Below are 24,827 nucleotides of genomic sequence, written 5' to 3'. Positions count from 1 at the left end.
CACCGGTGGCCGAAACAAATGAATTGTTCTTGCCGATCCATGCGCCAGATTCATCTGGCGTCGTGCCCACCCCGCGGGTGGATCAGACAGCGGCGATGCGGCTCTGAATCAGGGCCACGGCACGCTCCCTGACGAACACCTCCTGCTCGCTCGGCACCGCATCGCGCCGTGTAAGCACGGCCAGCGTGCGAGCGACCACCGGCGCCTCCAACGGCACCACCACCACGCCAGGCCCCGGGGCAGCCACCAGCAAGGGCACGACGGTCAGGCCCAGCCCGCCGCGCACCATCTCGACCGCCATCGCGGTGTGCTGCGCTTCCAGGCGCCAGCGCAGTTGCTCGCGCAGAACGCCCAGCGACTCGTCGATCGTGATGCTGTTGCCCGATGTCATGCTGATGCGGATCAGCGCTTCGCCGCGCAGGTCTTCCCACGGGACCTTCGCGCGCCCGGCCAGCGCGTGCCCCTCGGGGCACAGCAACACGAAAGGCTCGTCGCCGATGCGCTCTACATCGAGCTCGGCGTGGGTGGTGTGAGACCGCATCACGCTGATGCCGAACGCGGCAATGCGCGAGTCCACCAGTTCGATGATTTCATGGATGCTGCTGTCGAACACCCGCACCGGCGTGTCGGGCCAACGCGCATGGAACTCGCGCAGCACATCGATGAAAACGCCCGATGCCAGGGTGGGCAGGCAGGCCAGCACCAGCCAGTTGTTGGCGTTCTGCCCATGCTTGCGCACGGTCTCGCAGGAGGCACCGAGTTCCTGCACCGCGTTGCGCGCGCGCGGCAGCAGGGCGCGACCCGCATCGGTGAGTGAAACCTCCCGTGTGGTGCGTGCGATCAGGCGCACCCCGAGGGTCTCCTCCAGCTTGCGCATGCGGTGGCTGACGGCGGTTTGCGACAGGTTGAGCTGGGCCGCCGCGAGCTGGAAGCTGCCGCACTCGACGATGGCGAGGAAGGCCTGGATGCCCAGGAAATCGATCGGCATGGGAAGAACAGGCCCTCATGAAACGGGTTCATCGGCGGATGCAAACAAATCATTTGTTGGCGAAGGAGGCCGGTGGTGTACTGCGCGCCTTGCGCTGCCCCCAACCCATGCCGGAGACCCACACATGTCCTTCTCTTCATCGCGCTCGCGCTGGTTCACGATTATGGTCGTGATCGGCACCATGGCATTGAGCATGTCATCGCCCGCACGCGCCGCCTACCCCGATCAACCGATCCGGCTGGTCGTGCCGTTCCCCGCCGGCGGGACCGTCGACTTCGTGGCCCGTCTGGTCGCCACGCAACTCGGCCAGCAGCTCGCCACACCGGTGGTGGTGGAGAACCTGCCGGGCGCTGGCGGCACCATCGCCACGGCGCGCGTCGCCAAGGCCCCGGCCGATGGCTACACGCTGCTGTTTGCAACACCCAACCACACCATCAACCCCTCGCTGATCCCCAACCTGCCGTTCGACACCGAGAAGGACCTGGCGCCGGTGTCGCTGGTGGCGGAGATTCCTGAACTGCTGGTGGCCAACAGCTCGCAGCCGTTCAACGGCTTCGCCGAGTTCGTGGCCTACGCCAAGGTCAACCCGGACAAGCTGAACTACGCCTCGGCCGGCAACGGCACCCTGCCGCACATCACCATGGAGCTGTTGCTGCAACGTCTGGGCGCGCGCGTCACACACGTGCCGTACCGCGGTGCAGCGCCGGCGATGAACGACCTGCTGGGCGGCGTGGTGGCGGTGAAGATGGACACCATCGCCACCGCCACCCAGCACATCAAGTCCGGCCGGCTCAAGCCACTCGCCATTGCCAGCCTGCAGCGCTCTGCGCTGATGCCCGATGTACCGACCGTGGCGGAATCGGGCATTCCGGGCTACCAGGGCATCCTGTGGATGGGCATCCTCGCTCCCGCCGGCACGGACGCAGCGCGCATTGCCAGCCTGCACAAGGCCATCACCGCGTTCGCGCGCACGGCGGCTTTCCAGGACAAGCTCAAGGCAGATGGCGTGAACACGGTGGCCAGCGATCCGGCGTCCTTCGCAAAGCTGATCCACACCGAAATGGGCCAATGGGCGGATGTCGTGCGCAAGTCGAACATCAAGGCGGATTGATGTCGTTGTCACCATCTTCACCGCCGCTGACGCAGCCCCCGGACCGCCACCCACGCAAGCCGGGCACGGCCTGCCCGCCCGGGGCCATCGACTGCCACATCCACCTCTTCGGTCCTGCCGCTCAGTACCCGTTCCACCCCGACAGCAGGTACGTGTCCGAGGACGCCCTGCCGGAGATGCACATCCATCTGCAGGACACCCTGGGTCTGGCCGGGGCGGTGGTGGTGAGCGGTGGCGGCTACGGCACGAACACCGCTCACCTGAGTCACGTGCTCGAACGGCATCCGGGCCGCTTCAAGGGCGTGGCCCTGTTGCCTGTCGACGTGACGCGCGCCGAACTGCGGCGGCTGGACGCACTGGGTGTGCGGGGCGCGCGCTTCGTGAGCCCGGGCCACCGGGGAGCGCTGCCCCGGCTGGACCCACGCATTGCAGCCCTGGTGGCCGACCTGGGCTGGCACGTGCAGTTCTACCCCTTCGGCGACGACCTGTTGACGTTTGCGGACGCGCTGCTGGCCTTGCCCAACAGCGCCATCGTGCTGGACCACTTTGCGGCGCTGCCTGCGTCGGGTGGGGTAACGCAACCGGCCTTTCTGCGCCTGCTGGAGTTGCTGGACACCGGGCGCTTCTGGGTGAAGCTCTCGGGGCCGATGCGATGCACCACCGGTGAATTTCCATACGAGGAGGTCACTCCGTTGGCGCAGGCACTGGTCAGGGCGGCGCCACACCGATTGGTCTGGGGCACCGACTGGCCGCATGTGAACATGAACGGTCGTGGCATGCCCAACGACGGCGACCTGTTCGACCTGCTGGCGCGATGGGCGCCCGATGCCGCCGTGCGCCAGCGCATCCTGGTCGACAACCCGCGCGCGCTGTACGGGCCGTTCGGGCCCTGAGTCAGGACCGCGGCGCGAGCGCGCTTCAGCCCATGCCTGGCAGCTTGGGCATGCCTTTCATGCCGCCCATGCGCTTCATCATCTTCATCATCCCGCCGCCCTTCATTTTTTTCATCATGCCCTGCATCTGTTCGAACTCCTTGAGCAGACGGTTGACTTCCTGCACCTGCACGCCGGCCCCTGCGGCGATGCGACGCTTGCGCGTGGCCTTGATGATCTCGGGCTTGCGGCGCTCCTTGAGCGTCATGCTGCAGATGATGCCTTCCTTGCGCTTGATGTCTTTCTCGGCGCGGCCCAGATCGGCTTCGCTGGCCTTGGCCGCCATGCCGCTGGGCAGCTTGTCCATCAGGCTGGAGAGGCCGCCCATCTGTTTCATCTGACGGATCTGGTCCAGAAAATCGTTGAGGTCGAAACCCTCACCACTCTTGACCTTGGCCGCGAGCTTTTGCGCCGCCGCCATGTCCACACCGGCCGTGACCTGTTCCACCAGCGCGAGGATGTCGCCCATGCCCAGGATGCGCCCGGCGTGGCGCTCGGCGTCGAACACCTCCAGGCCGTCGATCTTTTCCGACACACCGGCGAACTTGATGGGCGCGCCGGTGATCGAGCGCACCGAAAGCGCCGCGCCACCGCGCGAGTCGCCGTCGAGCTTGGTGAGGATGATGCCGGTCAGCGGCAGCGCGTCCTTGAAGGCCTTGGCGGTGTTGATCGCGTCCTGGCCCTGCATCGCGTCGACCACGAAGAGTGTTTCCACCGGCTTGAGCACGGCGTGCAGTTCCTGGATCTCGCGCATCAACGCTTCGTCGATCGCGAGCCGGCCCGCGGTGTCGACCAGCAGCACATCAAAGTAGTGTTTGCGCGCGTAATCGATGGCGGCGCGCGCAATGTCCACCGGCTTCTGGTCGGGTGTGCTGGGGAACCACTCGGCGCCGGCCTGCGCCGTCACGGTCTTGAGTTGTTCGATGGCAGCAGGGCGGTACACGTCGCCCGAGACGGTGAGGACCTTCTTCTTGCGCTTCTCGATCAGGTGCTTGGCCAGCTTGGCGGTCGTGGTGGTCTTGCCGGCGCCCTGCAGGCCGGCCATGAGAATGACGGCGGGCGGCTGCGCCGCGAGATTGATGTCGGCCACGCCATCGCCCATGGTGAGCGCGAGCTCGCGGTTGACGATACCCACCAGGGCCTGCCCGGGCGTGAGCGAACCCACCACCTCCTGGCCCAGCGCCTTCTCTTTCACCCGGGCGATGAAGTCGCGCACCACGGGCAGGGCCACGTCGGCCTCCAGCAAGGCCATGCGCACCTCGCGCAGCATGTCGGTGACGTTGGTCTCGGTGATGCGGGCCTGGCCGCGCATTTCCTTGACGATGCGTGAGAGTCGGTCGGAAAGGGCTGATGCCATGCTGCGCTCGGGTGGAGGGAGAAGAACCCGCCGGCCGCGGGGTCCGCGCCGGCTGGGATGGGTGTCGGGCCATTGGCCGGGGCACCGGCGGTTGGCAACGGTCAAGGCCGTTAAACTCCGCCAATGATTTTAGCCGCGCCCACCCCCAGCCCGCTGCGCGCGCCCCAGCCCACATGAACCTGCTGCCATCGCTCGCCACCAACCTGCCCGCGGTGGTGCTCTCAGGCCTTGCGGCACTGGCCTATGCCGTCGTGGCCTGGGTCCATCCCCACGCGTCGGCGATGCAGAGTCGCGCGCTGCTCACCGTGGCCTGGCTGCTGCACCTGGGCGTGCTGGTGCTCAGTCTGTTCGAGCACCCCTCGCGTTTCGGCTTCGCCCCCTCGTTGTCGGTCACCGCCTGGCTGGTGCTCACCGTCTACATGATTGAACGCCGTCTGTATCCCCAGCTGCGCGAGCGCTGGACCTTCGCCCTCCTGGGCACGGCCGTGGTGCTGCTGGCCCTGGTGTTCCCGGGCACGCCCTACCCCGCATTGCGCTCGAACTGGATGCCTCTGCACTGGGCGCTGGGCATTGCGTCTTACGGACTCATCGCGGTGGCGGTGGCTCACGCCTGGTTGATGCAGCGCGCCGAGAAGGCCATGCGCCTGGGCACCTCTGCGGAAACTGCCATGCCGCTGCTGACACTGGAGCGCTTGACCTTCCGCTTCGTGGCGGCCGGGTTCGTGTTGCTCACGGCCACACTGCTGGCGGGCTGGTATTTCTCCGAGCTGCTCAACCACCGCTGGGTGTGGGACCACAAGTCCGTCTTTTCGGTCTTGTCCTGGATCACCATGGCCGTGCTGCTCTGGGGACGGTGGCGTCTGGGCTGGCGCGGCCGCTTTGCCGCGCGCATGCTCTACCTGGGCGCCGGGCTGCTGCTGCTGGGCTATGCCGGCTCTCGTTTCGTGCTCGAAGTCCTGCTGCAGCGCAGCTGAACCGCTGTCCACATGAAATACCTGCTCGTCCTGGCCGTGGTGATGGTGGCCTTCTATGTGTGGCGCAACAACCGCATCACCGACCGCTCGGACGCCTCTCGTCCCCCGCCCGCCCCCCCAGGTGGACCGCGCCTGCCGGTCGTGATGGTGGCTTGCAAGCACTGCGGCACCCACCTGCCCCAGGGCGACACGGTGCAGGGAACCCTGGGCCCCTACTGCAGTGCCGAACACCGCCGGCTGAAGGAAGGCGGTTCGACATGAACACGCCGTGCTTGACCCCGGCCGACATGCCTGATCAACGGAGCTGAGATGGCCCGGGAAGAAAGTTCGCAGTTCGCCCCTTCGTGGTTTGTTGCTTTCGAGACCGGCAACCACCAGGGACGTGAGCAGCGCCTGCGCGCTTTCGTTCGCCTGTGGGTGGCCTTCATGCGGGCGCGCGTGTTCATCGCGCTCGTGCTGCTGGCCTTGCAGATCTTCATGGTGGTCACCGGCACGGGCGGCCCCGACTGGCTGCTGCTGCTGGCAGCCGTGCACCTCACCGCCACCCTGGTGGTGCTGTACGCCTGGCGGCCGGTGGAGCAAGGCACGCCGATCCAGCTCCAGTGGGTGCTGACCATCGGCGTCGATGTGGTGGTGTTCGCACTGCTGCAGTTCTTCCAGACGGGCTCCATCAACTACACACCGCTGTTTGCCCTGCCGGTCTTGCTGGCCTCCATCCTCGGCCCACTGCTGCTGGCCATGGCCACCGCCGCCTGCGTCACGCTGTACCTGCTGACCGAAGCCATCCTGAGCGCGCCGCTGTTCAGCGACATCGCCACGGCGCGCTTGCTGCAAGCCGGCCTGGCCAGCACCGGCTTCTTTCTGGTGGCGGTGCTGGCCAACCAGCTGGCCATCCGCCTCGCGCGGGAAGAGGCGCTGGCCTCCAGCAGCCAGGCCGCCGCGCGCACGCAGGCGCAGGTCAACGAACTGGTGATCGAGAGCCTGAGCGTGGGCGTGCTGGTGGTCGATCCGCACGGTGTGGTGCGCAACGCCAACCCCGCCGCGCAGATCATGCTGATGGGCGAGGCCTATCCCCAGGCCGCCAAACTGCTGCTCTCGGCGCGCCCCAGCTGGAGCCACCTGTCCGACCTGGTGAGCGAGACCTTCGTGCTGGGGCAGGCACTCGAAACGGAGACCACCATCGACAACGAGGACCGGCCCAGCCAGCGGCTGCACGCCCGCACGCGGCTCACCTCGCGCGGCGGACGCAGCACGGGTCTGTGCGTGCTGTTCCTGGAAGACCTGCGCGAGGTGGAAGCCCGCGTGCGCACCGAGAAGCTCGCGTCCATGGGCCGCATGTCGGCTGCGGTGGCGCACGAAATCCGCAATCCGCTCTCCGCCATCACCCAGGCCAATGCGCTGCTGGATGAAGAAGTGAAAGACGCGTCGCAAAAGCGGCTGATCCACATGATCGAGCAAAACGCCCAGCGGCTCTCGCGCATCGTGGACGACATCCTCAACGTTGCCCGGGCACAGCCCGTGCGCGGCGACGGCTCCACCCCCAGCATGGCGTTGGACCCGCTGGTGCGCCAGATCACGATGGACTGGCTGCGCCAGAACCCGGCCAAGGGTGTGCTCGGTGTGCACCTGCATGCGCCCCAGGCCCACGTGGAGTTCGACCCCGAACACCTGCGCCGCCTGCTGGTCAACCTGCTGGACAACGCATTGCGCCACGCGTCGGGCAAGCCCTCGTCCATCCGTGTCGTCACCCAGCCCAATGGCAGCGAGCACAGCCGGCTTTCGGTCTGGAGCGACGGCCAGCCGCTGGAAGCCAGCGTGATGCGCCACCTGTTCGAGCCCTTCTTCTCATCCGAGAGCCGCTCCAGCGGCCTGGGCCTGTACATCTGCCGCGAGCTCTGCGAGCGCTACGGCGCCCAGATCGCCTACCAGCGCGTGCGGCTGGACCAACTGGAAGGCAACGAGTTCTTCGTGACCATGCCCAACGGCCACGCCGGTCCGCAACCCGTGCAGCAAAGCCTGGCCTACCCGGCCAACGATTCGCGGCCCTACAGCACCCGCTTCAGCCCGACCCTGGGCGATCCCCCACTGGCCCCGAGCTGAGCATTCAGCACGCACGCCAACCCATGGCCACCAACCCCAACGCCACGTCCATCCCGGCCTCCGTGCTCGTCGTCGACGATGAGCCCGACCTGCGCACGCTGTACGAGCTCACCCTGCTGCGCGAAGGCCATGCGGTGGTGGCCGCCGCCGACCTCGCCCAGGCACGCGAGTGGCTGGCCCAGCAACGCTTTGACGTGCTGATCTCCGACATGCGCCTGCCCGATGGCCTGGGACTGGAATTGCTGCGCGAGCTCACCGACGCCCAGCGCACCGAGAAGTGCATCGTCATCACCGCTTTTGGCTCGGCCGACAACGCGGTGGAGTCGCTCAAGGCGGGCGCGTTCGACTACCTCACCAAACCGGTAGACCTGAAACAACTGCGCAACGCGGTGACGCAGGCGGTGCAGAGCCAGCGCCATCCGTTGATGGGCAACCAGACGCGCGCGGGCAACAGCCCGGGCGCCGGCGCAGAACCCATGCGCAGCGCCCCACCGCCGCCCTCGGGCCTGAAGTCGCTCTCGCGCATCGTCGGCCGTGCCGCCAGCATCGTGCAGATCAAGGGCCGCATTGAAAAGGTGGCCACCAGCATGGCACCGGTGCTGATCCTGGGCGAGTCGGGCACCGGCAAGGAGTTGGTGGCACGTGCCGTGCACGACTGCAGCCACCGCAGCGGTGGTCCGTTCGTGGCGGTGAACTGCGGCGCCATTCCCGAGAACCTCATCGAAGCCGAATTCTTTGGCGCGCGCAAAGGCGCCTACACCGGCGCCACACACGACCGCGAAGGCTACTTCCAGGCAGCCAAGGGCGGCACGCTCTTCCTCGACGAAATCGGCGACCTGCCGCTGGCCATGCAGGCCAAGCTGCTGCGCGTGATCCAGGAGCGGCGCGTGCGTGCACTCGGTGGCGTGCAGGAGGAAGCCGTGGACGTGCGCCTGGTCAGCGCCACGCACCGGGACCTCACCGCCCTGGTGCAGGCGGGGCAGTTCCGCCAGGACTTGTTTTACCGGCTCAATGTGATCGAGCTGCGCACACCCTCGCTGCGCGAGCGGCGCGACGACCTGCCCGAGCTGGCCCGCGCGCTGCTGCAACGCATCTGCCACGAGACAGACCAGCCCGTGCCCGAGCTCTCGATCCAGGCGCTCGACTGGCTGAAGGCGCGCGAGCTGCCCGGCAACGTGCGCGAACTGGAGAACCTGTTGCAGCGCGCCCTGGCCTTGAGCAGTGGCAGCCAGCTGGAGCCGGAGGATTTCGGTGACACCGACGATTCGGACGAGGTCCCCACACAGCCCGACCAGTTGCCCGACTCGGTGCTCGCCGCGGCAGCGGCGGCCACGGTGCCCGAAGAAATTCCGGCCGATCTGCAGTCCTACCTCGACGAACAAGAGAAACAAGTGCTGCTCAAGGCCCTGCGCGAATGCGACTTCAACCGCACCGCGGCCGCGGCCCGGCTGGGCCTGAACCTGCGGCAGATGCGCTACCGCATCCAGCGCCTGGGCATCGCCATGCCGTCCAGCGACGACGATGCAGTTTGAATTGAACACCCCCGCGGCACTGCGTGCCACCCCCTCAAGGGGGCAACACCTGCGGCCCGGCAAAGCCGGTTCCGCGGTGTTTCCTGGTGGGCGTTGTTTCGTTCGTTGTGATTCGCCCAAACGCGAGTCGGGTTTCTGACGTGAGAGATTCGTCCTGGCGTGGCGGCTGGTTGGTCACGGCGCGTCACTGCCCTTCACCCAACCACGGTCCCAGGCCCGCCGGTGCGGTGATCGACCTGATCGTGCTGCACTCCATCAGCCTGCCCCCCGGCGTGTATGGGGGTCCCGAGGTGGAGCAACTCTTCACCAACGCGCTCGACTGGGACGCCCATCCCTACTTCGGGCAGATCCAGGGCATGGAGGTCTCGGCGCATTTTTTCATCCGCCGCGATGGTGAACTTGTCCAGTTCGTCGACGCCGATGCGCGCGCCTGGCATGCAGGTGCCTCGAGCTGGCGGGGCCGCGAGAACTGCAACGACGACTCGATCGGCATCGAGCTGGAGGGGCTGGAGGGCGAGCCGTTCGAAGCTGCGCAATACGCCACCCTCAGCCAGTTGTGCCGCCGCTTGCAGGAGCGCTATCCGGTGACACACATTGCGGGCCACGAGCACATCGCACCCGGCCGCAAACAGGATCCGGGGCCTGGATTCGACTGGGCGCGTCTGCAACACGACCTGGCTTGGTCAAGTGCGTACTTTCCCGATGCGGTCACCGGCGCGAACCCGCCCCGCGCCTGAAGTCGCGGACCGGGCTCGACCCGGCGCAAGCGGGCGACAAGCCGGTGGCGGCATGCACAAGCAAATCGCGCCACAAGGCCCGCCGTTGCTGAGCCCGACATGCAGCACCCAGTTCTTTCGGGCACTCCAGCGCGACGCTGGTGCGCCGCTGAACACGAGCAGATCCGGCTGTTGTCGAGATCACCAAAACGGGGCTTCCTCCATCGGGGTGGTTTTTTCTCAAACGCTACCGGTAGTGGCTTGAAGACCACCCACACACCAGATATAGTGTGTGCTCTGCGTTTCCAGATTCGACACAGTCCACGTTGTTCCGGCCCGTTTTCACCCCGCTGAGAACTTTTTGGCACCCCGAACGACGCCGCGATCCCGAACTGAAACCGAACGTCCTGCTCCCCGACCCCGTGCCCTGCGAGCAAGCCCATCACAACAAATGAAAGAGGAACCATGCTGACCGCTTCCCCCAACACATCCGCTCCGACCGTCTCCCAGAAGCAGCCCATCGGTTCATCCACCTCCGCTCCAGCAGCCGCGAGCAGCTCGGTGTTCGCCCAGTACCAGATCATCCGCCGCAACGGCGCGGTGGTCTCGTTCGAACCCAGCAAGATCGCCGTCGCCATGATGAAGGCCTTCCTGGCCGTGCACGGCACCCAGGGCGCGGCATCGGCCAGCGTGCGCGAGACGGTGGATGAGCTCACGCAGAACGTGGTGCGCGCCCTGATGCGTTCGCGCCCCGGTGGCGGCACCTTCCACATTGAAGACGTGCAGGATCAGGCCGAACTCGGCCTGATGCGCAGCGGCCACCACGAAGTCGCCCGCGCCTATGTGCTCTACCGCGAGCGCCGCACGCAAGAGCGTGCCCACCAGGCCGAAGTGGCCAAACCGACGGAAGCCACGCTGCACGTGATCGACGGCGGCCAGCGCGTGCCGCTCGACCTGCAGCGCCTGCAGGCGCTGATCGCCGATGCCTGCAGCGGCCTGGGCAAGGACATCCACGCCGACCCGATCGTGGCCGAGACCAAGCGCAACCTGTACGACGGCGTGCCGATCGAAGAGGTCTACAAGGCCTCCATCCTGGCCGCGCGCACGCTGATCGAAAAGGATCCCGACTACACCTACGCGACCGCGCGCCTGCTGCTGCACACCATCGTCAAGGAAGTCATGGGCGAAGAAGTGCCCTCCTCCGAGATGGGCGCGCGCTACGCCGACTACTTCCCGCAGTTCATCAAGAAGGGCGTGGACAACGACCTGCTCGACGAACGTCTGCTGCAGTTCGACCTGGCCCGCCTGGGCGCCGCGCTCAAGCCCGAGCGCGACCTGCAGTTCGACTACCTCGGCCTGCAGACGCTGTATGACCGCTATTTCCTGCACGTGCGCAAGACCCGCATCGAGCTGCCCCAGTCGTTCTTCATGCGCGTGGCCATGGGCCTGTCGCTCAACGAGATCGACCGCGAAGCGCGCGCCATCGAGTTCTACGAGGTGCTCTCCTCGTTCGACTTCATGTCGTCCACCCCCACCCTGTTCAACAGCGGCACCCTGCGCTCGCAGCTCTCCAGCTGCTACCTGACCACCGTGCCCGACGACCTCGACGGCATCTACGAGTCGATCAAGGAAAACGCACTGCTCTCCAAGTTCGCCGGCGGCCTGGGCAACGACTGGACCCGTGTGCGCGCCCTGGGCTCGCACATCAAAGGCACCAACGGCGAGTCGCAAGGCGTCGTGCCGTTCCTCAAGGTCGTCAACGACACCGCCGTGGCGGTGAACCAGGGCGGCAAGCGCAAGGGCGCCGTCTGCACCTACCTGGAAACCTGGCACCTGGACATCGAAGAATTCCTGGAGCTGCGCAAGAACACCGGCGATGACCGCCGCCGCACCCACGACATGAACACGGCGAACTGGATTCCCGACCTGTTCATGAAGCGCGTGATGGAAAAAGGCGAGTGGAGCCTGTTCTCGCCCAACAGCGTGCCCGACCTGCACGACCTGTTCGGCGCCGACTTCGAAAAGGCCTACGTGGCCTATGAAGAGAAAGCCGCACGCGGCGAGATCAAGCCCTACCGCAAGGTGCCCGCCAGCGACATGTGGCGCAAGATGCTCTCGATGCTGTTCGAGACCGGCCACCCCTGGATCACCTTCAAGGACGCCTGCAACGTGCGCTCACCGCAGCAACACGCCGGTGTGGTGCACAGCTCCAACCTCTGCACCGAGATCACGCTCAACACCAGCGACACCGAAACCGCGGTGTGCAACCTGGGCTCGATCAACCTGCTGCAGCACTTGAAAGATGGTCAGATGGACCACGACAAGCTGCAGAAGACGATCAAGACCGCGATGCGCATGCTCGACAACGTGATCGACATCAACTACTACGCCGTCAAGAAGGCGCGCGACTCCAACATGCGCCACCGCCCGGTGGGCCTGGGCGTGATGGGCTTCCAGGACGCGCTGTACGAACTGCGCATCCCTTACGCCTCCAACGAAGCGGTGGAATTCGCCGACCGTTCGATGGAAGCCGTCTGCTACTACGCCTACTGGGCCTCCACCGAGCTCGCTCGCGAGCGCGGCCGCTACGCCAGCTACAAAGGCTCGCTGTGGGACAAGGGCGTCCTGCCACTCGACACGCTCGATCTGTTGTCGCGCGAACGCGGCGGCTATGTGGACGTGGACCGCTCGATCAGTCTCGACTGGGACGCGCTGCGTCAGAAGATCGCCACCGACGGCATGCGCAACTCCAACTGCGTGGCCATCGCACCGACCGCGACCATCTCCAACATCATCGGTGTGGACGCCTCCATCGAGCCGTGCTTCGGCAATCTCTCGGTGAAGTCCAACCTCTCGGGTGAATTCACCGTCATCAACGGCTATCTGGTGAAAGACCTGAAACGCCTGGGCCTGTGGGACGACGTGATGGTCATGGACCTCAAACACTTCGACGGTTCGCTGCGCCCGATCGACCGCGTGCCGCAAGAAGTGAAGGCGCTCTACGCCACCGCATTTGAAGTCGAACCGCTGTGGCTGGTGGAAGCCGCCGCGCGTCGTCAGAAGTGGATCGACCAGGCGCAGAGCCTGAACATCTACATGGCCGGCGCATCGGGCAAGAAACTCGACGACACCTACAAGCTCGCTTGGCTGCGCGGTCTCAAGACCACGTACTACCTGCGCACCACGTCGGCCACGCAAGCCGAAAAATCCACCGGCCGCACGGGACAACTCAACGCGGTTTCGCTGGACGCCACCACCGCCGGCATGGCCGCCACCACCGCTGCCAATGCAGCCGCGGCATCGAGCGCAGCCTTGTCCGAAGCACCCGCCACCGACATCAAGTTCTGCGCGATCGACGACCCCGGTTGCGAAGCGTGTCAGTAAATCAGCGAGCTCTTGTGTGATGTGTGCTGTGTTCATCGAGACGCAATCGATGCGACACAGCAACACAAACACAGCGCATCGCGCACGAGCACTTTGCAATTCATGCAGACACTTTGATAATCCGAGGAATTGGAAACACCTATGTTGACCTGGGACGATCACACCACGCCCTCCACGAAGCCAGCGAACAACCCCATGCCCTCCGGCATGCAGGGTCTGCAAGCCTCACTGTCGAGTGAGCGCACCGCCTCCTCTGCAGTCGCATCCTCCGCCCCTTCTTTCGTCTCGAACGCCGCGCCCGCGAACGCGCCCGTCGCGGCGGCAGGTCGTCGCGTCAACGCGGCCGACAAACGCATCATCAACGGCCAGACCGACGTCAACCAGCTGGTGCCGTTCAAGTACAAGTGGGCCTGGGAAAAATACCTCGCCACCTGCGCCAACCACTGGATGCCGCAGGAAGTGAACATGAGCCGCGACATCGCGCTCTGGAAAGATCCCAACGGCCTGACCGAAGACGAGCGTCGCATCGTCAAGCGCAACCTCGGCTTCTTCGTCACCGCCGATTCGCTCGCCGCCAACAACATCGTGCTGGGCACCTACCGCCACATCACCGCGCCCGAGTGCCGCCAGTTCCTGCTGCGCCAGGCCTTTGAAGAAGCGATCCACACGCACGCCTACCAGTACATCGTGGAGTCACTGGGTCTGGACGAGTCCGAGATCTTCAACGCCTACAACGAAGTCCAGTCGATCCGCGACAAGGACGAGTTCCTGATCCCCTTCATCGAAGCGATCATGGACCCGAACTTCCACACCGGGACCCCCGAGACCGACCAGCGCCTCCTGAAGAGCCTGATCGTTTTCGCGTGCCTGATGGAAGGCCTTTTCTTCTACGTCGGCTTCACGCAGATCCTGGCGCTGGGTCGCCAGAACAAGATGACCGGTGCCGCCGAGCAGTACCAGTACATCCTGCGCGACGAGTCCATGCACTGCAACTTCGGTATCGATCTGATCAACGCGATCAAGATGGAGAACCCGATGCTGTGGACGCCTGAGTTCAAGGAAGAGATCAAGCAGCTGTTCCTCAAGGCCGTCGAGCTCGAATACCGCTACGCCGAAGACACCATGCCGCGCGGCGTGCTCGGCATGAACGCTTCCATGTTCAAGGGCTACCTGCGCTACATCGCCAACCGGCGCGCCACGCAGATCGGTCTTGAACCCATGTTTCCGAACGAAGAGAACCCGTTCCCCTGGATGAGCGAGATGATCGACCTCAAGAAGGAACGCAATTTCTTCGAGACCCGCGTGATCGAATACCAGACGGGCGGCGCCCTGTCCTGGGACTGATGCCTCCGCCGGGGTCGCACTGCCCAATTGGATCTACCCTCACATGCGTTTCGACATTTCAGAACCTTGCTACCGACACCTTGGTGCCGTGGGCAGGGTTCTGTCACAGGATTCAACACCTTGGGGCCAGCCGTGGATGCATCCACACGGCTCCAGCGCGTTGAATCACTTCACCGGCACAGTGACCGGATGAAGTGCTCTTTGCAACTTGATCAAGGAGAAAACAATGGCAACTGCGAAAAAAGCCCCGGCTAAAAAAGCTGCGGTAAAAAAGGCCGCCCCGGCCAAGAAAGTCGCTGCGAAGAAAGCAGCTCCTGCGAAGAAGGCCGCCCCGGCCAAGAAGGTTGTCGCGAAGAAAGCTGCACCGGCCAAAAAGCCAGCAGCGAAGAAAGCGGCACCTGCGAAGAAGGCTGCACCGGCCAAGAAAGTCGCTGCGAAGAAAGCTGCACCGGCCAAGAAGCCGGCGGCCAAAAAGCCAGCTGTGAAGAAGGCTGCACCGGCGAAGAAAGCCGCTGCGAAGAAGCCTGCTGCGAAGAAAGCAGCGCCAGCGAAGAAGGCTGCACCGGCGAAGAAAGCCGCTGCGAAGAAGCCTGCTGCTAAAAAAGCAGCGCCTGCAAAGAAGGCAGCTCCGGCCAAGAAGGCCGCCGTCGCGAAGGCAGCCCCAGCAAAAAAAGCTGAGCCGGCCAAGAAGCCGGCGGCCCCTGCTGCTCCTGCGGCTCAAACGAAACTCAACCCGCAGGCTGCCTGGCCGTTCCCCACGTCCAGCAAGCCCTGAAGTCGTCCTTGAGATGACTTGGCAAGCCCGGCGCGAAAGCGCCGGGCTTTTTTCATGCCCGCTTCACTGCTTCGTCAGACCGCAGGCGCGGTGTAGTTCTGTCCACCGCGGGTCGATATCTTGGCCGCCCCCATGCGGTTGCCCAGATCAGCGCAACGCGCCAGCGACCAGCCTTGCTCCAGCCCGTGCAACAGCGCCGCGCGGAACGCGTCGCCGCAGCCCGTGGGATCGACCACCTCTGTCGCCTTCACGCCGGGCACCACGGTCTTCTGACCACCTTCCCACACCTCGCACCCATGCTCCGCCAGCGTGACGATGAGTCCGCGCACGCGAGCCGCGATGTCTTCAAACGAGAGTCCGGTGCGATCGGACAGCATCTTGCCTTCGTAATCGTTCACCGTGATCCAGGTGGCCAGGTCAATGAACTGCTTGAGTTCCTCGCCGTTGAACATCGGCAAGCCCTGGCCTGGATCGAACACGAAGGGCACGCCCGCTGCGTGCAACTGTTTCGCATGGGTGAGCATCGCGTCGCGGCCATCGGGCGAAATGATGGCCACGGTGAGGTCCTTGCGCGCGGGCACCGGGTTTTCGTGGGCCATCGACATGGCGCCTGGGTGGAAGGCGGTGATCTGGTTGTTGTCGCGATCCGTCATGATCATGGCCTGCGCGGTGTAGCTCTCGGCCGCACTGTTCACATGCGCGGTGTCCACGCCCAGCGCCTGCATGCGCGCCAGGTATTCCTGGCCATCGTTGCCCAGCGTGGCCAACGGCACGGCGTGTGCTCCCAACTGCCTCAGGCCGTACGCGATGTTGCCGGCGCAACCACCGTACTCACGGCGCAGGGCAGGAACCAGAAACGACACGTTGAGGATGTGCAACTGGCTGGGCAGGATCTGCTCGGCAAAGCGACCCTCGAAGGTCATGATGGTGTCGAAAGCAAGCGATCCGCAGACAAGAATGGGCATGGTGAAGTCGATCAGGAAGGTTGGGAGGGGTCAGGGATAGAACACCAGGGCGCGGTAGCCGGCCATGGGCGTGGCTTCGCCCACCGAGAGTGAGAGGCGGAAACTCACGTTCAGCGAACTTTTCGCCGGAATCACGGTGGGCGCGTCCGGCCACTCTTCGGGCAGGAACACGCGCCGCGAGATGACCGCATCGCGTGTGTCGGTCAGGCTCAATTCGAGTGCGGGCAGGGCCAGCGCCATGTCGGCCGTGTTCTTGAGCACGAGGTCGAACGAATGGAAGTTGCCCAAGCGGCGCACCAGTGCAGAACTGTCGATCACGATGGCATCGATGTTGCGCACCGGTCCCACGGCGCACCCGATCGGCGCGCAGACCTGCTGCAACAGCGGCAACAGATCGGGCCGCCACGCGGCGATCCGATCTCGCTCGTGCAATGCCCACTGGGCCACCAGCAATGCCGCCAGCAGCAAGGCCAGGAAAGACAGCCCGACACGCACGCCGCGCGATTGCCAGAAGGCACGCTGCTGCGCTTGACGCACAAATCCGGGAATCGCCTCGGGATCCACGCTGTCAAGGACTTCGTTGTCAGGAATCTCCAAAGGTGTGACAACAGGCTTGTCGCTGGTGGTCGAAGCCGTCACCGGGACAGCTGCGGCCTGTGCGTCCGCAGCCGCCTTGGCGGCCGCGAACCGCTGAAGTTCGGTGCTGAAATCGGCGTCGGCGGACAAGTTGGCGGGTGGATCATCCGGCAGTGGTGCCGGTGGCCTGGTGATGAGCTCGTCCCCGTGGGGATCGTTGGCAGTGGTGAGCTCGGCCTGGGGCTCTGGCGGCGACCCCGCGGGCGCTGGTGCACCCGGCACCCAAGGCTCCAGGTAGAGCGTGGCATCGAACACATCGGCGCAATGCCCACAACGCACCCAGCCCTCGGAGATCTTCAGCTGATCGGCAACGATCCGGAAGGTCGTTCCGCAAGCCGGGCAACGGGTGGTGAAACTCATGCGCCGATTATCGCGGGCGCTGCACGGTGGCTCAGGCCTTGACCGCCGTCATGAGGATCCAGCCATCCTCTTCGTCGCTGACCTGCAACGCCACCCAGGGCGCATAGGCTTCGATCAACTCGTCTGCCTGACGCGCCAGGATGCCCGCGAGCACGAGCTTGCCGCCCGAGCGCACATGCGAGCACAGCAGCGGGGCCAGCACCTTGAGCGGTGTGGCCAGGATGTTGGCCAGCACGAGATCGTGCTCACCCTGCGCGATGTCGGGCAAGCCTTCGCTCAACCTGACGTGGTTGGCCGAGGCGTTGAGCCGGGTCGACTCCACCGCGGCCGGGTCGATGTCCACTGCGACGATCTCGCCTGCGCCGAACTTCGCAGCGCCGATGGCGAGGATGCCCGAGCCGCAGCCGTAGTCGAGGACACGCGAGCCCACCGGTGGATGCTGTGCCGTCCAGCGCAAACACATGCGGGTGGTGGGGTGTGTACCCGTGCCAAATGCCAAGCCCGGGTCGAGCCGGATGATCTGCTCGGCCGCGGCGGGCGGTTCGTGCCAGCTCGGCACGATCCAGAACGTGGGCGTGATCTCCACCGGCGCAAACTGCGACTGCGTGAGGCGCACCCAGTCCTGTTCAGGCACGGACTGCACGCCCAGCACCGCACAGCCCTCAAAGAAATCCTGCAGCTTGAGCAGCTCGGCCGCCTCGCGCGCCGCGGTGTCGGAGGCAAACAGCGCCACCACACGCGAGCGCTGCCAGCCTTCCTTGGGTGGTGGCATGCCGGGTTCGCCGAACAGCGCCTGTTCGGCATCCGTCATCGCGTCGGCGTCTTCCACCGAGGTGCTCAGGGCGTCGAGCGCATCCAGCGCATCGCTCACAGCCTCGACCGAAGCCTCAGGCACCATGAGCACCAGCTCAAACAAGGAGGACATGAATGAATTTCCGACAGTCAGCGAACGACAACGAATGAAGAGACACCACCCCGGAACACCGCGGAACCGGTTTTGCCGGGCCGCAGGTGTTGCCCCCCCGTGGGGGAGGCGCCGCAGGCGCTTCGCGGGAGAGCCCTACCTCTCACGTTGGGAGAGCCACTCTTCAAGGTAGTGGATGTTGGTGCCGCCAGCCACGAAGCTGGCATCCACCATCAGTTCGCGGTGCAGCGGGATGTTGGTCTTGATGCCTTCGATCACCGTCTCGGCCAGTGCCGTGCGCATGCGGGCCAGCGCCTGCTCGCGCGTGTCACCGTGCACGATGATCTTGCCGATCATGGAGTCGTAGTTCGGCGGCACGAAGTAGTTGGTGTAGGCGTGGGAGTCCACGCGCACACCGGGGCCGCCCGGCGCGTGCCAGGTCGTGATGCGGCCAGGCGATGGCGTGAACTTGTAGGCGTCTTCGGCGTTGATGCGGCATTCGATGGCGTGGCCGCGCAGCTGGACCTGGCGCTGCGTGAACGGCAGCTTTTCGCCCGCCGCCACCGCGATCTGCGTGCGCACGATGTCCACACCCGAGATCCATTCGGTCACCGGGTGCTCCACCTGAACCCGGGTGTTCATTTCGATGAAATAGAACTCACCGTTCTCGAACAGGAATTCAAACGTGCCGGCACCGCGGTAACCGATCTTCTTGCAGGCGGCGGCACAACGCTCACCGATCTTCTCGATCAGCCGGCGCGGGATGCCGGGCGCAGGGGCTTCTTCGATCACCTTCTGGTGGCGACGCTGCATGGAGCAGTCGCGCTCGCCCAGATACACCGCGTTGCGGTGCGTGTCGGCCAGGATCTGGATCTCGATGTGGCGCGGGTTCTGGAGAAACTTCTCCATGTAGACCTCGGCGTTGCCGAACGCGGCACCGGCTTCGGCCTTGGTGGTCTGCACGGCGTGCAGCAGCGCGGCCTCAGTGTGCACCACGCGCATGCCGCGGCCACCGCCGCCACCCGCGGCCTTGATGATCACCGGGTAACCCACGGCCTTGGCCGTGCGCTTGATCACCACCGGATCGTCGGGCAGCGCGCCCTCCGAACCCGGCACGCACGGCACGCCGGCGCGGATCATGGCCTGCTTGGCCGAGACCTTGTCGCCCATGAGGCGGATGGAGTCGGGCGAAGGGCCGATGAAGGTAAAGCCACTTTTTTCCACACGCTCGGCGAAGTCGGCGTTCTCCGACAGGAAACCATAGCCAGGGTGGATGGCTTCGGCGTCGGTCACCTCGGCGGCCGAGATGATGGCCGGCATGTTGAGGTAACTGTGGGTGCTCGAAGCGGGGCCGATACAGACGGCTTCGTCGGCCAGGCGCACGTACTTGGCGTCGCGGTCGGCCTCGGAGTACACCATCACCGCCTTGATGCCCATTTCGCGGCAGGCGCGCTGCACGCGCAGTGCGATTTCCCCGCGGTTGGCGATCAGGATTTTCTTGAACATGGGCTCGGGGCCTTTTTTATTCGATCACGTACAGAGGCTGGCCGTATTCCACAGCCTGGCCGTTGTCCACCAGGATCTTGGTCACGGTGCCGGACTTGTCGGCTTCGATTTCATTGAGGATCTTCATGGCCTCGACGATGCAGATCGTCTCGCCTTCCTTGATGGTGTCGCCAATCTCGACGAAAGGCTTGGCGCCCGGGCTGGAGGCCCGGTAGAACGTGCCAACCATGGGCGACTTGACCATGTGACCCACCGGCTCGGCGGGGGCCACCGCTGCGGGCGCCACTTCAACGGCCGGCACGGAGGGCGCCACGGGTGCGGGCGCCATGCTGTAGGTCACGGGCGCCGCGGCAGACACCGGCGCGCTCTTGACGATGCGGACCTTGCCCTCCGCTTCGGTGATCTCCAGTTCCGACACGTTTGACTCGGACACCAGATCGATCAGCGTCTTCAATTTTCTTAAATCCATGATTTCTCCAACGAAAAGCGGCTAATTTGTTCTAAATTCGATCAACGTCTGACTTGTCGGATCGCCCCGATCGGCTGGGGTGCCGCAGTGTACACGAAGGGGGCGCCGCCCGATCGAGGAACGCCCGCGCGGCTGGGGAGCGCACGCCCGCTCGCAGGCACGGAACTTTTGGCGACAAAGCTGGAATTTAGCCCTTTATTCCAGGGCGTTCCCAGCAACGGACCAGCGGTCGATCACCGTGCGTGGTGTCAGCCCAGCTGCGCCCATTGGGCCAGATCGGCCTCGGACACCTTGCCGATCTTGCGGTGCACGACCGTGCCTTCGGCACCGAACACGACCGTGTATGGCAGGCTGCCGCTCGGGTTGCCCAAGCTGCGGCTGAGCTCGGTCCCGGCGAAGCCCGCCATGCCCACGGGGAAGTTCAGCGGCAGCTTCTGCATGAAGCTGCGCACCGCGCCGGGTTGGTCCACCGCCAGCCCGAGCACCTGCCAACCCTGGGTCGCGTTGGTTTTGTTGAAGGCGTTGAGCAGGGGCAACTCTTCCACACACGGCGGGCACCAGGTGGCCCAGAAATTCACCAGCAAGGGTCGCCCGCGCATGGCGGTCAAGTCCACCGCCTCACCATTCGGGCCTTCGAAGCTGCTGGCCCAGAACGCCGCCTCGGCCTCGCTCATCACGGCTTGCGGCGCGATCCGGCGCCAGGACATCCAGGCCCCTGCGCCGGCAGCGGCCACGGCGGCGGCCGTCATCAACACCGTTCTTCGTTGCAGTTTCATGAGGCGGTTTCGTTCAGTCCGGGTGTTTCGGGCGCATCGGCCATGCGCAGCAGCAGCGCCGCGGCGTCGCCGCGCGGCTTGCGCCCCAGCGCATTGGGCTTGAGGGCGCCACGCAAGTCATCGTGTTCGTGAACCATGAGGTGAATGAGCACCCACTGGCCCAGCGCGTCGCAGCGGGTGCGCAAGGTCAGCGCCTCCACCGGTTCACCGCGCCAACCGTTCACCGTGCCGGGGTGGTATTCCACCCGATGGTCGAGCAAGGCCCATTCAGGCGCCTTGGGGTCGTCGCAAAAGAGCTGCATGTAGATATCGCTGTGGCGCGTGGCGGTTCCGTGCCAGACCGAGCCGCCCAGGTGCGGGCGAAACGCCTTCAGGCGCTCCATCCACAGCAGGGCGAGTTCGCGCAAGGCCAGCAACTCGCCCGGTTGGGTGTCGGCGCAGAAGATGTCGATGTGCTCCCGCACCGCCGCTTCCAGCGTGGCGTTGTCGGGCAGGGCCGTGCGCGCCGGCAGGCCGAGCTGCTTGACGGCCTGGCGTTTGGCCGCCGCGTACTCCAGCCCGTCCTCGGCCACCAGGCGGGCGGCCACAGCCGCGATTTCAAAGGTGATGTCGTCCCGGCTCGCTTCCATGCCGGGGATTGTGCCCGCCCAGGGGCTGGGGTGCGGCGGCGTGCGGCCATACCCGCAAGGCCGGGGTGGGCCGCCACCTAGAATCGCCGGATGCACATACACATTCTGGGCATTTGCGGCACCTTCATGGGCGGCCTGGCCGCTCTGGCCCGCGAAGCCGGTCACCGCGTCACGGGTTGCGACGCCGGCGTCTACCCCCCCATGAGCGACCAGTTGCGCGCGTTGGGCATCGACCTGATCGAGGGTTTCGGCGCCGACCAGCTCGCGCTCAAGCCCGACGTGTTCGTGGTGGGCAACGTGGTCAGCCGCGCCCGCAACCCCGACGGCTCGCCGAAATTCCCGCTGATGGAAGCCATCATGGACAGCGGCGCGGCCTACACCAGTGGCCCGCAGTGGCTGGCCGAACACGTGCTCCAGGGCCGGCACGTGCTGGCCGTGGCCGGCACCCATGGCAAGACCACCACCACCGCCATGTTGACGTGGATTCTGGAGGCCAATGGGCTGCAGCCGGGTTTTCTCATCGGCGGGGTGCCCATGAACTTTGGGGTGTCGGCGCGAATGGGCCAACCGGCAGCCAGCGAGAGGCGTTTTGCCGCCGGGCCGCCCCAAGGCAAAACAGCCCCCTCGGGGGGCAGCGAACCACACGCAGTGGGGAGCGTGGGGGCCTTCGTCATAGAAGCGGACGAGTACGACACCGCGTTCTTCGACAAGCGCAGCAAATTCGTTCACTACCGCCCGCGCACGGCGATCCTGAACAACCTCGAGTTCGACCACGCCGACATCTTTGACGACCTCGCCGCCATCGAACGCCAGTTCCATCACCTGATCCGCACCGTGCCGCCGTCGGGACGTGTGGTGTCCAACGGCCTGGAGGAAAGCCTGGACCGCGTGCTGCACCAGGGCCTGTGGAGCGAGCTGCGCACCTTCGGCGCGGCGGTGAGCGACTTCACGGCCGAGGGCGAGCCCCACGCCTTCGACGTGCTCAACCAGGGCAAGCCGGCGGGCCGTGTGGAATGGTCACTCAGCGGTGTGCACAACCAGCTCAATGCGCTGGCGGCCATTGCGGCGGCTGAGCATGTGGGCGTGGCTCCGGCCGATGCTGCGCGGGCGCTGGCCACGTTCGAGAACGTGCGCCGTCGCATGGAGGTGCGCGGCACGGTGGCGCGAACGGGTGGCGTGATCACGGTCTACGACGACTTCGCCCACCACCCCACCGCCATCCGCACCACGCTCGACGGCCTGCAGCGCCGGCTCGGCAGCCCGCGCGGGCGCATCCTCGCGGTGTTCGAGCCGCGCAGCAACACCATGAAGCTGGGCACGATGAAGTCGCAACTGCCGTGGAGCCTGGAAGCGGCCGACCTCGCGTTCTGCCACTCGGGTGGGCTGGACTGGGATGCCACCGAGGCCCTGGCGCCCATGGGCGCACGCGCCCAGATCGGCAAAACCATCAACGAACTGGTGGCTCAGGTGGTGTCGGCCGCCCAACCCGGTGACCACATCGTCTGCATGAGCAACGGTGGGTTTGGTGGCGTGCACGAGCGCCTGCTGAAGGCGCTCTCGGCTTGAAGAACCGCTCTTGATCAGGGCACCCACGGAACTGGCTTTGCCAGGCCGCAGGGTGCGCCCCCTGGAGGGGGTGACGCCGCAGGCGGCGCGGGGGTGTTTCCTTTTTGCTAGTAGCTCAGGGCCTGCGCGGGCACATCAATGGAGATGACAGGTTTCGCCAGCGCTGCACTGGCCGCGCGCGCAAACGCCATGGCCCAGGCACGGTGCGCCTCGTCGCGAAAGCGCTCCTCGCCCACGGCTTGCGCCACCCCCAGGATCTTGTCGGCCGTGAGCACCTTGCCGGTGGGCCGGATCGGCTCGCAGCCGAGGAACGTGAACTGCTCGTCCAGCCAGGCGCGGGCCAGGTCGTGCGGCATGGGCTGCACCTCTTCCAGATCGAAGTGGTAGACGGCCGAGCGGCCCCAGCTCACGGTGACTTGGCTTCGCATGGTGAATCTCCTGATGGGCTTCCATTGTGGCCCTCACCGGCGGGGAGGCACCCCGTGAAAGCCCGCAGACCGTTTCAGGCCTTCGCCTTGCGCGCGGACTGAACCGCGCCCGACAACACCTCGAGCGCCTGCAGCGAATCGCTCCAGCCCAGGCAGGCGTCGGTGATGCTCTGACCGTACCTGAGCGCGCCCACTTCGTCCTTGCCCGGGGTGAACTTCTGCGCACCGGCCTCGATGTGGCTCTCGATCATCACGCCGAACACGCTGTGCGAGCCGCTGGCGATCTGGCCGGCGATGTCGCGCGCCACGTCGAGCTGCTTCTCGTGCTGCTTGCTGCTGTTCGCATGGCTGCAGTCCACCATCAGGCGCGGTGGCAACTTGGCGGCCTCGAGCTCCTTGACCGACGCGGCAACGCTGGCGGCGTCGTAATTGGGTGCCTTGCCGCCGCGCAGGATCACGTGGCAATCCTTGTTGCCCTTGGTCTGCACGATCGCGACCTGGCCGTTCTTGTGCACCGACAGGAAGTGGTGGCCGCGCGAGGCGGCTTGAATCGCGTCGGTCGCGATCTTGATGTTGCCGTCGGTGCCATTCTTGAAGCCGATCGGGGCTGAGAGGCCCGAAGCCAGTTCGCGGTGCACCTGGCTCTCGGTGGTGCGCGCGCCGATGGCGCCCCAGGCGATCAGGTCGCCGATGTACTGGGGCGAGATCACATCGAGGAACTCGCTGCCGGCGGGCAGGCCCAGGCGGTTGATCTCGATCAGCAACTGGCGCGCGATGCGCAGGCCTTCGTCAATGCGGAAGCTCTCGTCCAGGTAGGGGTCGTTGATCAGCCCTTTCCAGCCCACCGTGGTGCGCGGCTTCTCGAAATACACGCGCATCACGATCTCCAGCGTGTCGGCGTATTTCTCACGCAGTGGCTGCAGGCGGCGCGCGTAATCCACCGCGGCGGCCGGGTCGTGGATGGAACACGGGCCGATGATCACCAGCAGGCGGTCGTCCTTGCCGTGCAGGATGTTGTGGATGCGCTGGCGGGTCTGGCTGATCAGCGTCTCCACCGGCGTGCCGCCGATGGGGAAGAAGCGGATCAGGTGCTCGGGGGGTGGCAACACGGTGATGTCCTTGATGCGTTCGTCGTCGGTCTGGCTGGTCTTGTCGATCGAACGGGTGTGCCAGGCATCGCTGCTGGCTGGGGCATGTTTCGCGGTCATCACGGTGCTCCTGGACTGGTGTTGCGGTTAAGGAAACAGGGTCGAAAAAAAACCGCCGGGCTGAGGGCTCCGGCGGTTTGATCGAGATGGGGTGATGCGCTTACAGCCTCGCCTCTCGTCCGCCGGGGACTGAGAACCAAAAGTAAAAGGCAAAGAAGTTGCGCGCT

General features: G+C 65.6%; 22 protein-coding genes. 11 read left to right on the top strand and 11 right to left on the bottom strand.

Translation table 11 applies throughout. The features are described from left to right. Window positions 1–82 precede the first annotated feature (82 nt). The gene (locus tag V6M63_RS11840) at window positions 83–988 is read right to left on the bottom strand and encodes a LysR family transcriptional regulator (RefSeq protein ID WP_332742011.1); all 906 of its coding nucleotides are present in this window, start codon (window positions 986–988) and stop codon (window positions 83–85) included. Between the two features lie 124 nt (window positions 989–1,112). Here V6M63_RS11840 and V6M63_RS11835 point away from each other — a divergent pair, with 124 nt between their 5' ends. Next, on the top strand, window positions 1,113–2,099 hold the full coding sequence (locus V6M63_RS11835; RefSeq protein ID WP_332742009.1) for a tripartite tricarboxylate transporter substrate binding protein: 987 nt from the start codon (window positions 1,113–1,115) through the stop codon (window positions 2,097–2,099). Beyond that, a complete protein-coding gene (locus V6M63_RS11830; RefSeq protein ID WP_332742007.1) occupies window positions 2,099–2,992 on the top strand; it encodes an amidohydrolase family protein in 894 nt (297 codons plus the stop codon). Before V6M63_RS11835 ends, V6M63_RS11830 begins: the two co-directional genes overlap by 1 nt. A 25-nt stretch (window positions 2,993–3,017) precedes the next feature. On the opposite strand, the gene ffh is transcribed toward V6M63_RS11830, so the two are convergent. Then, window positions 3,018–4,388 (bottom strand): signal recognition particle protein, encoded by a 1,371-nt coding sequence (gene ffh / locus V6M63_RS11825; RefSeq protein ID WP_332742005.1) that lies wholly within the window; start codon window positions 4,386–4,388, stop codon window positions 3,018–3,020. Window positions 4,389–4,561: 173 nt separating this feature from the next. On the opposite strand from ffh, the gene V6M63_RS11820 reads away from it, so the two are divergent. The 8 genes from V6M63_RS11820 (at window position 4,562) to V6M63_RS11785 (ending at window position 15,213) form a co-directional block, all read left to right on the top strand. Next, window positions 4,562–5,362, top strand: a complete 801-nt coding sequence (locus V6M63_RS11820) for a cytochrome C assembly family protein (RefSeq protein WP_332742003.1) — start codon at window positions 4,562–4,564, stop codon at window positions 5,360–5,362. Between the two features lie 12 nt (window positions 5,363–5,374). Further along, the gene (locus V6M63_RS11815) at window positions 5,375–5,623 is read left to right on the top strand and encodes a PP0621 family protein (RefSeq protein WP_332742001.1); all 249 of its coding nucleotides are present in this window, start codon (window positions 5,375–5,377) and stop codon (window positions 5,621–5,623) included. Window positions 5,624–5,671: 48 nt separating this feature from the next. Next, complete coding sequence (locus tag V6M63_RS11810) at window positions 5,672–7,462, top strand: sensor histidine kinase (protein WP_332742000.1); 1,791 nt, start codon at window positions 5,672–5,674, stop codon at window positions 7,460–7,462. Window positions 7,463–7,485: 23 nt separating this feature from the next. Beyond that, window positions 7,486–8,994, top strand: a complete 1,509-nt coding sequence (locus V6M63_RS11805) for a sigma-54-dependent transcriptional regulator (protein WP_332741998.1) — start codon at window positions 7,486–7,488, stop codon at window positions 8,992–8,994. A gap of 140 nt (window positions 8,995–9,134) precedes the next feature. After that, window positions 9,135–9,731, top strand: a complete 597-nt coding sequence (gene ampD, locus V6M63_RS11800; protein ID WP_332741996.1) for a 1,6-anhydro-N-acetylmuramyl-L-alanine amidase AmpD — start codon at window positions 9,135–9,137, stop codon at window positions 9,729–9,731. A 444-nt stretch (window positions 9,732–10,175) separates the two neighbouring features. Beyond that, window positions 10,176–13,094, top strand: a complete 2,919-nt coding sequence (locus V6M63_RS11795; protein WP_332741994.1) for a ribonucleoside-diphosphate reductase subunit alpha — start codon at window positions 10,176–10,178, stop codon at window positions 13,092–13,094. Window positions 13,095–13,235: 141 nt separating this feature from the next. Then, window positions 13,236–14,438 (top strand): ribonucleotide-diphosphate reductase subunit beta, encoded by a 1,203-nt coding sequence (locus V6M63_RS11790; RefSeq protein WP_332741992.1) that lies wholly within the window; start codon window positions 13,236–13,238, stop codon window positions 14,436–14,438. Window positions 14,439–14,664: 226 nt separating this feature from the next. Further along, window positions 14,665–15,213: a histone H1-like DNA-binding protein gene (locus V6M63_RS11785; RefSeq protein ID WP_332741990.1), complete on the top strand. Its 549-nt coding sequence runs from the start codon at window positions 14,665–14,667 to the stop codon at window positions 15,211–15,213. 74 nt (window positions 15,214–15,287) lie between these two features. Here the strand turns inward: V6M63_RS11785 and V6M63_RS11780 are convergent, their stop codons facing one another. The 7 genes from V6M63_RS11780 to V6M63_RS11750 all read right to left on the bottom strand — a co-directional run bounded on the left by V6M63_RS11780 (window position 15,288) and on the right by V6M63_RS11750 (window position 21,458). Further along, entirely contained in the window at window positions 15,288–16,178 is an 891-nt protein-coding gene (locus tag V6M63_RS11780; protein WP_332741988.1) for a carbohydrate kinase family protein, read from the bottom strand. 30 nt (window positions 16,179–16,208) lie between these two features. Beyond that, window positions 16,209–17,174 carry a DUF3426 domain-containing protein gene (locus V6M63_RS11775; protein ID WP_332741987.1) on the bottom strand — a complete coding sequence of 322 codons (966 nt, stop codon included), beginning with the start codon at window positions 17,172–17,174 and terminating at the stop codon, window positions 16,209–16,211. A 31-nt stretch (window positions 17,175–17,205) separates the two neighbouring features. Beyond that, window positions 17,206–18,090, bottom strand: a complete 885-nt coding sequence (gene prmA, locus V6M63_RS11770) for a 50S ribosomal protein L11 methyltransferase (RefSeq protein WP_332742274.1) — start codon at window positions 18,088–18,090, stop codon at window positions 17,206–17,208. A gap of 144 nt (window positions 18,091–18,234) precedes the next feature. Further along, window positions 18,235–19,584 (bottom strand): acetyl-CoA carboxylase biotin carboxylase subunit, encoded by a 1,350-nt coding sequence (accC, locus tag V6M63_RS11765; RefSeq protein ID WP_056267886.1) that lies wholly within the window; start codon window positions 19,582–19,584, stop codon window positions 18,235–18,237. A 16-nt stretch (window positions 19,585–19,600) separates the two neighbouring features. Further along, window positions 19,601–20,053: an acetyl-CoA carboxylase biotin carboxyl carrier protein gene (gene accB, locus V6M63_RS11760; RefSeq protein WP_332741986.1), complete on the bottom strand. Its 453-nt coding sequence runs from the start codon at window positions 20,051–20,053 to the stop codon at window positions 19,601–19,603. A 248-nt stretch (window positions 20,054–20,301) separates the two neighbouring features. Continuing rightward, on the bottom strand, window positions 20,302–20,829 hold the full coding sequence (locus tag V6M63_RS11755; protein WP_332741984.1) for a TlpA family protein disulfide reductase: 528 nt from the start codon (window positions 20,827–20,829) through the stop codon (window positions 20,302–20,304). Next, entirely contained in the window at window positions 20,826–21,458 is a 633-nt protein-coding gene (locus tag V6M63_RS11750) for a hypothetical protein (RefSeq protein ID WP_332741982.1), read from the bottom strand. Before V6M63_RS11750 ends, V6M63_RS11755 begins: the two co-directional genes overlap by 4 nt. A gap of 90 nt (window positions 21,459–21,548) precedes the next feature. On the opposite strand from V6M63_RS11750, the gene mpl reads away from it, so the two are divergent. Further along, window positions 21,549–23,024, top strand: coding sequence for a UDP-N-acetylmuramate:L-alanyl-gamma-D-glutamyl-meso-diaminopimelate ligase (gene mpl / locus V6M63_RS11745; protein ID WP_332741980.1), 1,476 nt, complete (start codon window positions 21,549–21,551; stop codon window positions 23,022–23,024). A 107-nt stretch (window positions 23,025–23,131) separates the two neighbouring features. On the opposite strand, the gene V6M63_RS11740 is transcribed toward mpl, so the two are convergent. After that, entirely contained in the window at window positions 23,132–23,452 is a 321-nt protein-coding gene (locus V6M63_RS11740; RefSeq protein ID WP_332741978.1) for a hypothetical protein, read from the bottom strand. A gap of 74 nt (window positions 23,453–23,526) precedes the next feature. Further along, complete coding sequence (locus V6M63_RS11735) at window positions 23,527–24,660, bottom strand: 3-deoxy-7-phosphoheptulonate synthase (protein WP_332741976.1); 1,134 nt, start codon at window positions 24,658–24,660, stop codon at window positions 23,527–23,529. Window positions 24,661–24,827 lie beyond the last annotated feature (167 nt).

The sequence above is a fragment of the Hydrogenophaga sp. genome (assembly GCF_036675665.1).
GTDB lineage: Bacteria > Pseudomonadota > Gammaproteobacteria > Burkholderiales > Burkholderiaceae_C > Hydrogenophaga.
This window is presented reverse-complemented; position numbering and strand designations above follow the sequence as displayed.

Bases quoted from the DNA above. Each gene is read 5' to 3' on its own strand.
- V6M63_RS11795 (WP_332741994.1), top strand. From the start codon at position 10,176: ATGCTGACCGCTTCCCCCAACACATCCGCTCCGACCGTCTCCCAGAAG.
- ffh (WP_332742005.1), bottom strand. From the start codon at position 4,388: ATGGCATCAGCCCTTTCCGACCGACTCTCACGCATCGTCAAGGAAATG.
- V6M63_RS11810 (WP_332742000.1), top strand. From the start codon at position 5,672: ATGGCCCGGGAAGAAAGTTCGCAGTTCGCCCCTTCGTGGTTTGTTGCT.
- V6M63_RS11790 (WP_332741992.1), top strand. From the start codon at position 13,236: ATGTTGACCTGGGACGATCACACCACGCCCTCCACGAAGCCAGCGAAC.
- V6M63_RS11805 (WP_332741998.1), top strand. From the start codon at position 7,486: ATGGCCACCAACCCCAACGCCACGTCCATCCCGGCCTCCGTGCTCGTC.
- accB (WP_332741986.1), bottom strand. From the start codon at position 20,053: ATGGATTTAAGAAAATTGAAGACGCTGATCGATCTGGTGTCCGAGTCA.
- accC (WP_056267886.1), bottom strand. From the start codon at position 19,584: ATGTTCAAGAAAATCCTGATCGCCAACCGCGGGGAAATCGCACTGCGC.
- V6M63_RS11815 (WP_332742001.1), top strand. From the start codon at position 5,375: ATGAAATACCTGCTCGTCCTGGCCGTGGTGATGGTGGCCTTCTATGTG.
- V6M63_RS11780 (WP_332741988.1), bottom strand. From the start codon at position 16,178: ATGCCCATTCTTGTCTGCGGATCGCTTGCTTTCGACACCATCATGACC.
- V6M63_RS11835 (WP_332742009.1), top strand. From the start codon at position 1,113: ATGTCCTTCTCTTCATCGCGCTCGCGCTGGTTCACGATTATGGTCGTG.
- V6M63_RS11755 (WP_332741984.1), bottom strand. From the start codon at position 20,829: ATGAAACTGCAACGAAGAACGGTGTTGATGACGGCCGCCGCCGTGGCC.
- V6M63_RS11750 (WP_332741982.1), bottom strand. From the start codon at position 21,458: ATGGAAGCGAGCCGGGACGACATCACCTTTGAAATCGCGGCTGTGGCC.
- V6M63_RS11820 (WP_332742003.1), top strand. From the start codon at position 4,562: ATGAACCTGCTGCCATCGCTCGCCACCAACCTGCCCGCGGTGGTGCTC.
- V6M63_RS11830 (WP_332742007.1), top strand. From the start codon at position 2,099: ATGTCGTTGTCACCATCTTCACCGCCGCTGACGCAGCCCCCGGACCGC.
- V6M63_RS11840 (WP_332742011.1), bottom strand. From the start codon at position 988: ATGCCGATCGATTTCCTGGGCATCCAGGCCTTCCTCGCCATCGTCGAG.
- V6M63_RS11740 (WP_332741978.1), bottom strand. From the start codon at position 23,452: ATGCGAAGCCAAGTCACCGTGAGCTGGGGCCGCTCGGCCGTCTACCAC.
- mpl (WP_332741980.1), top strand. From the start codon at position 21,549: ATGCACATACACATTCTGGGCATTTGCGGCACCTTCATGGGCGGCCTG.
- V6M63_RS11735 (WP_332741976.1), bottom strand. From the start codon at position 24,660: ATGACCGCGAAACATGCCCCAGCCAGCAGCGATGCCTGGCACACCCGT.
- V6M63_RS11775 (WP_332741987.1), bottom strand. From the start codon at position 17,174: ATGAGTTTCACCACCCGTTGCCCGGCTTGCGGAACGACCTTCCGGATC.
- V6M63_RS11785 (WP_332741990.1), top strand. From the start codon at position 14,665: ATGGCAACTGCGAAAAAAGCCCCGGCTAAAAAAGCTGCGGTAAAAAAG.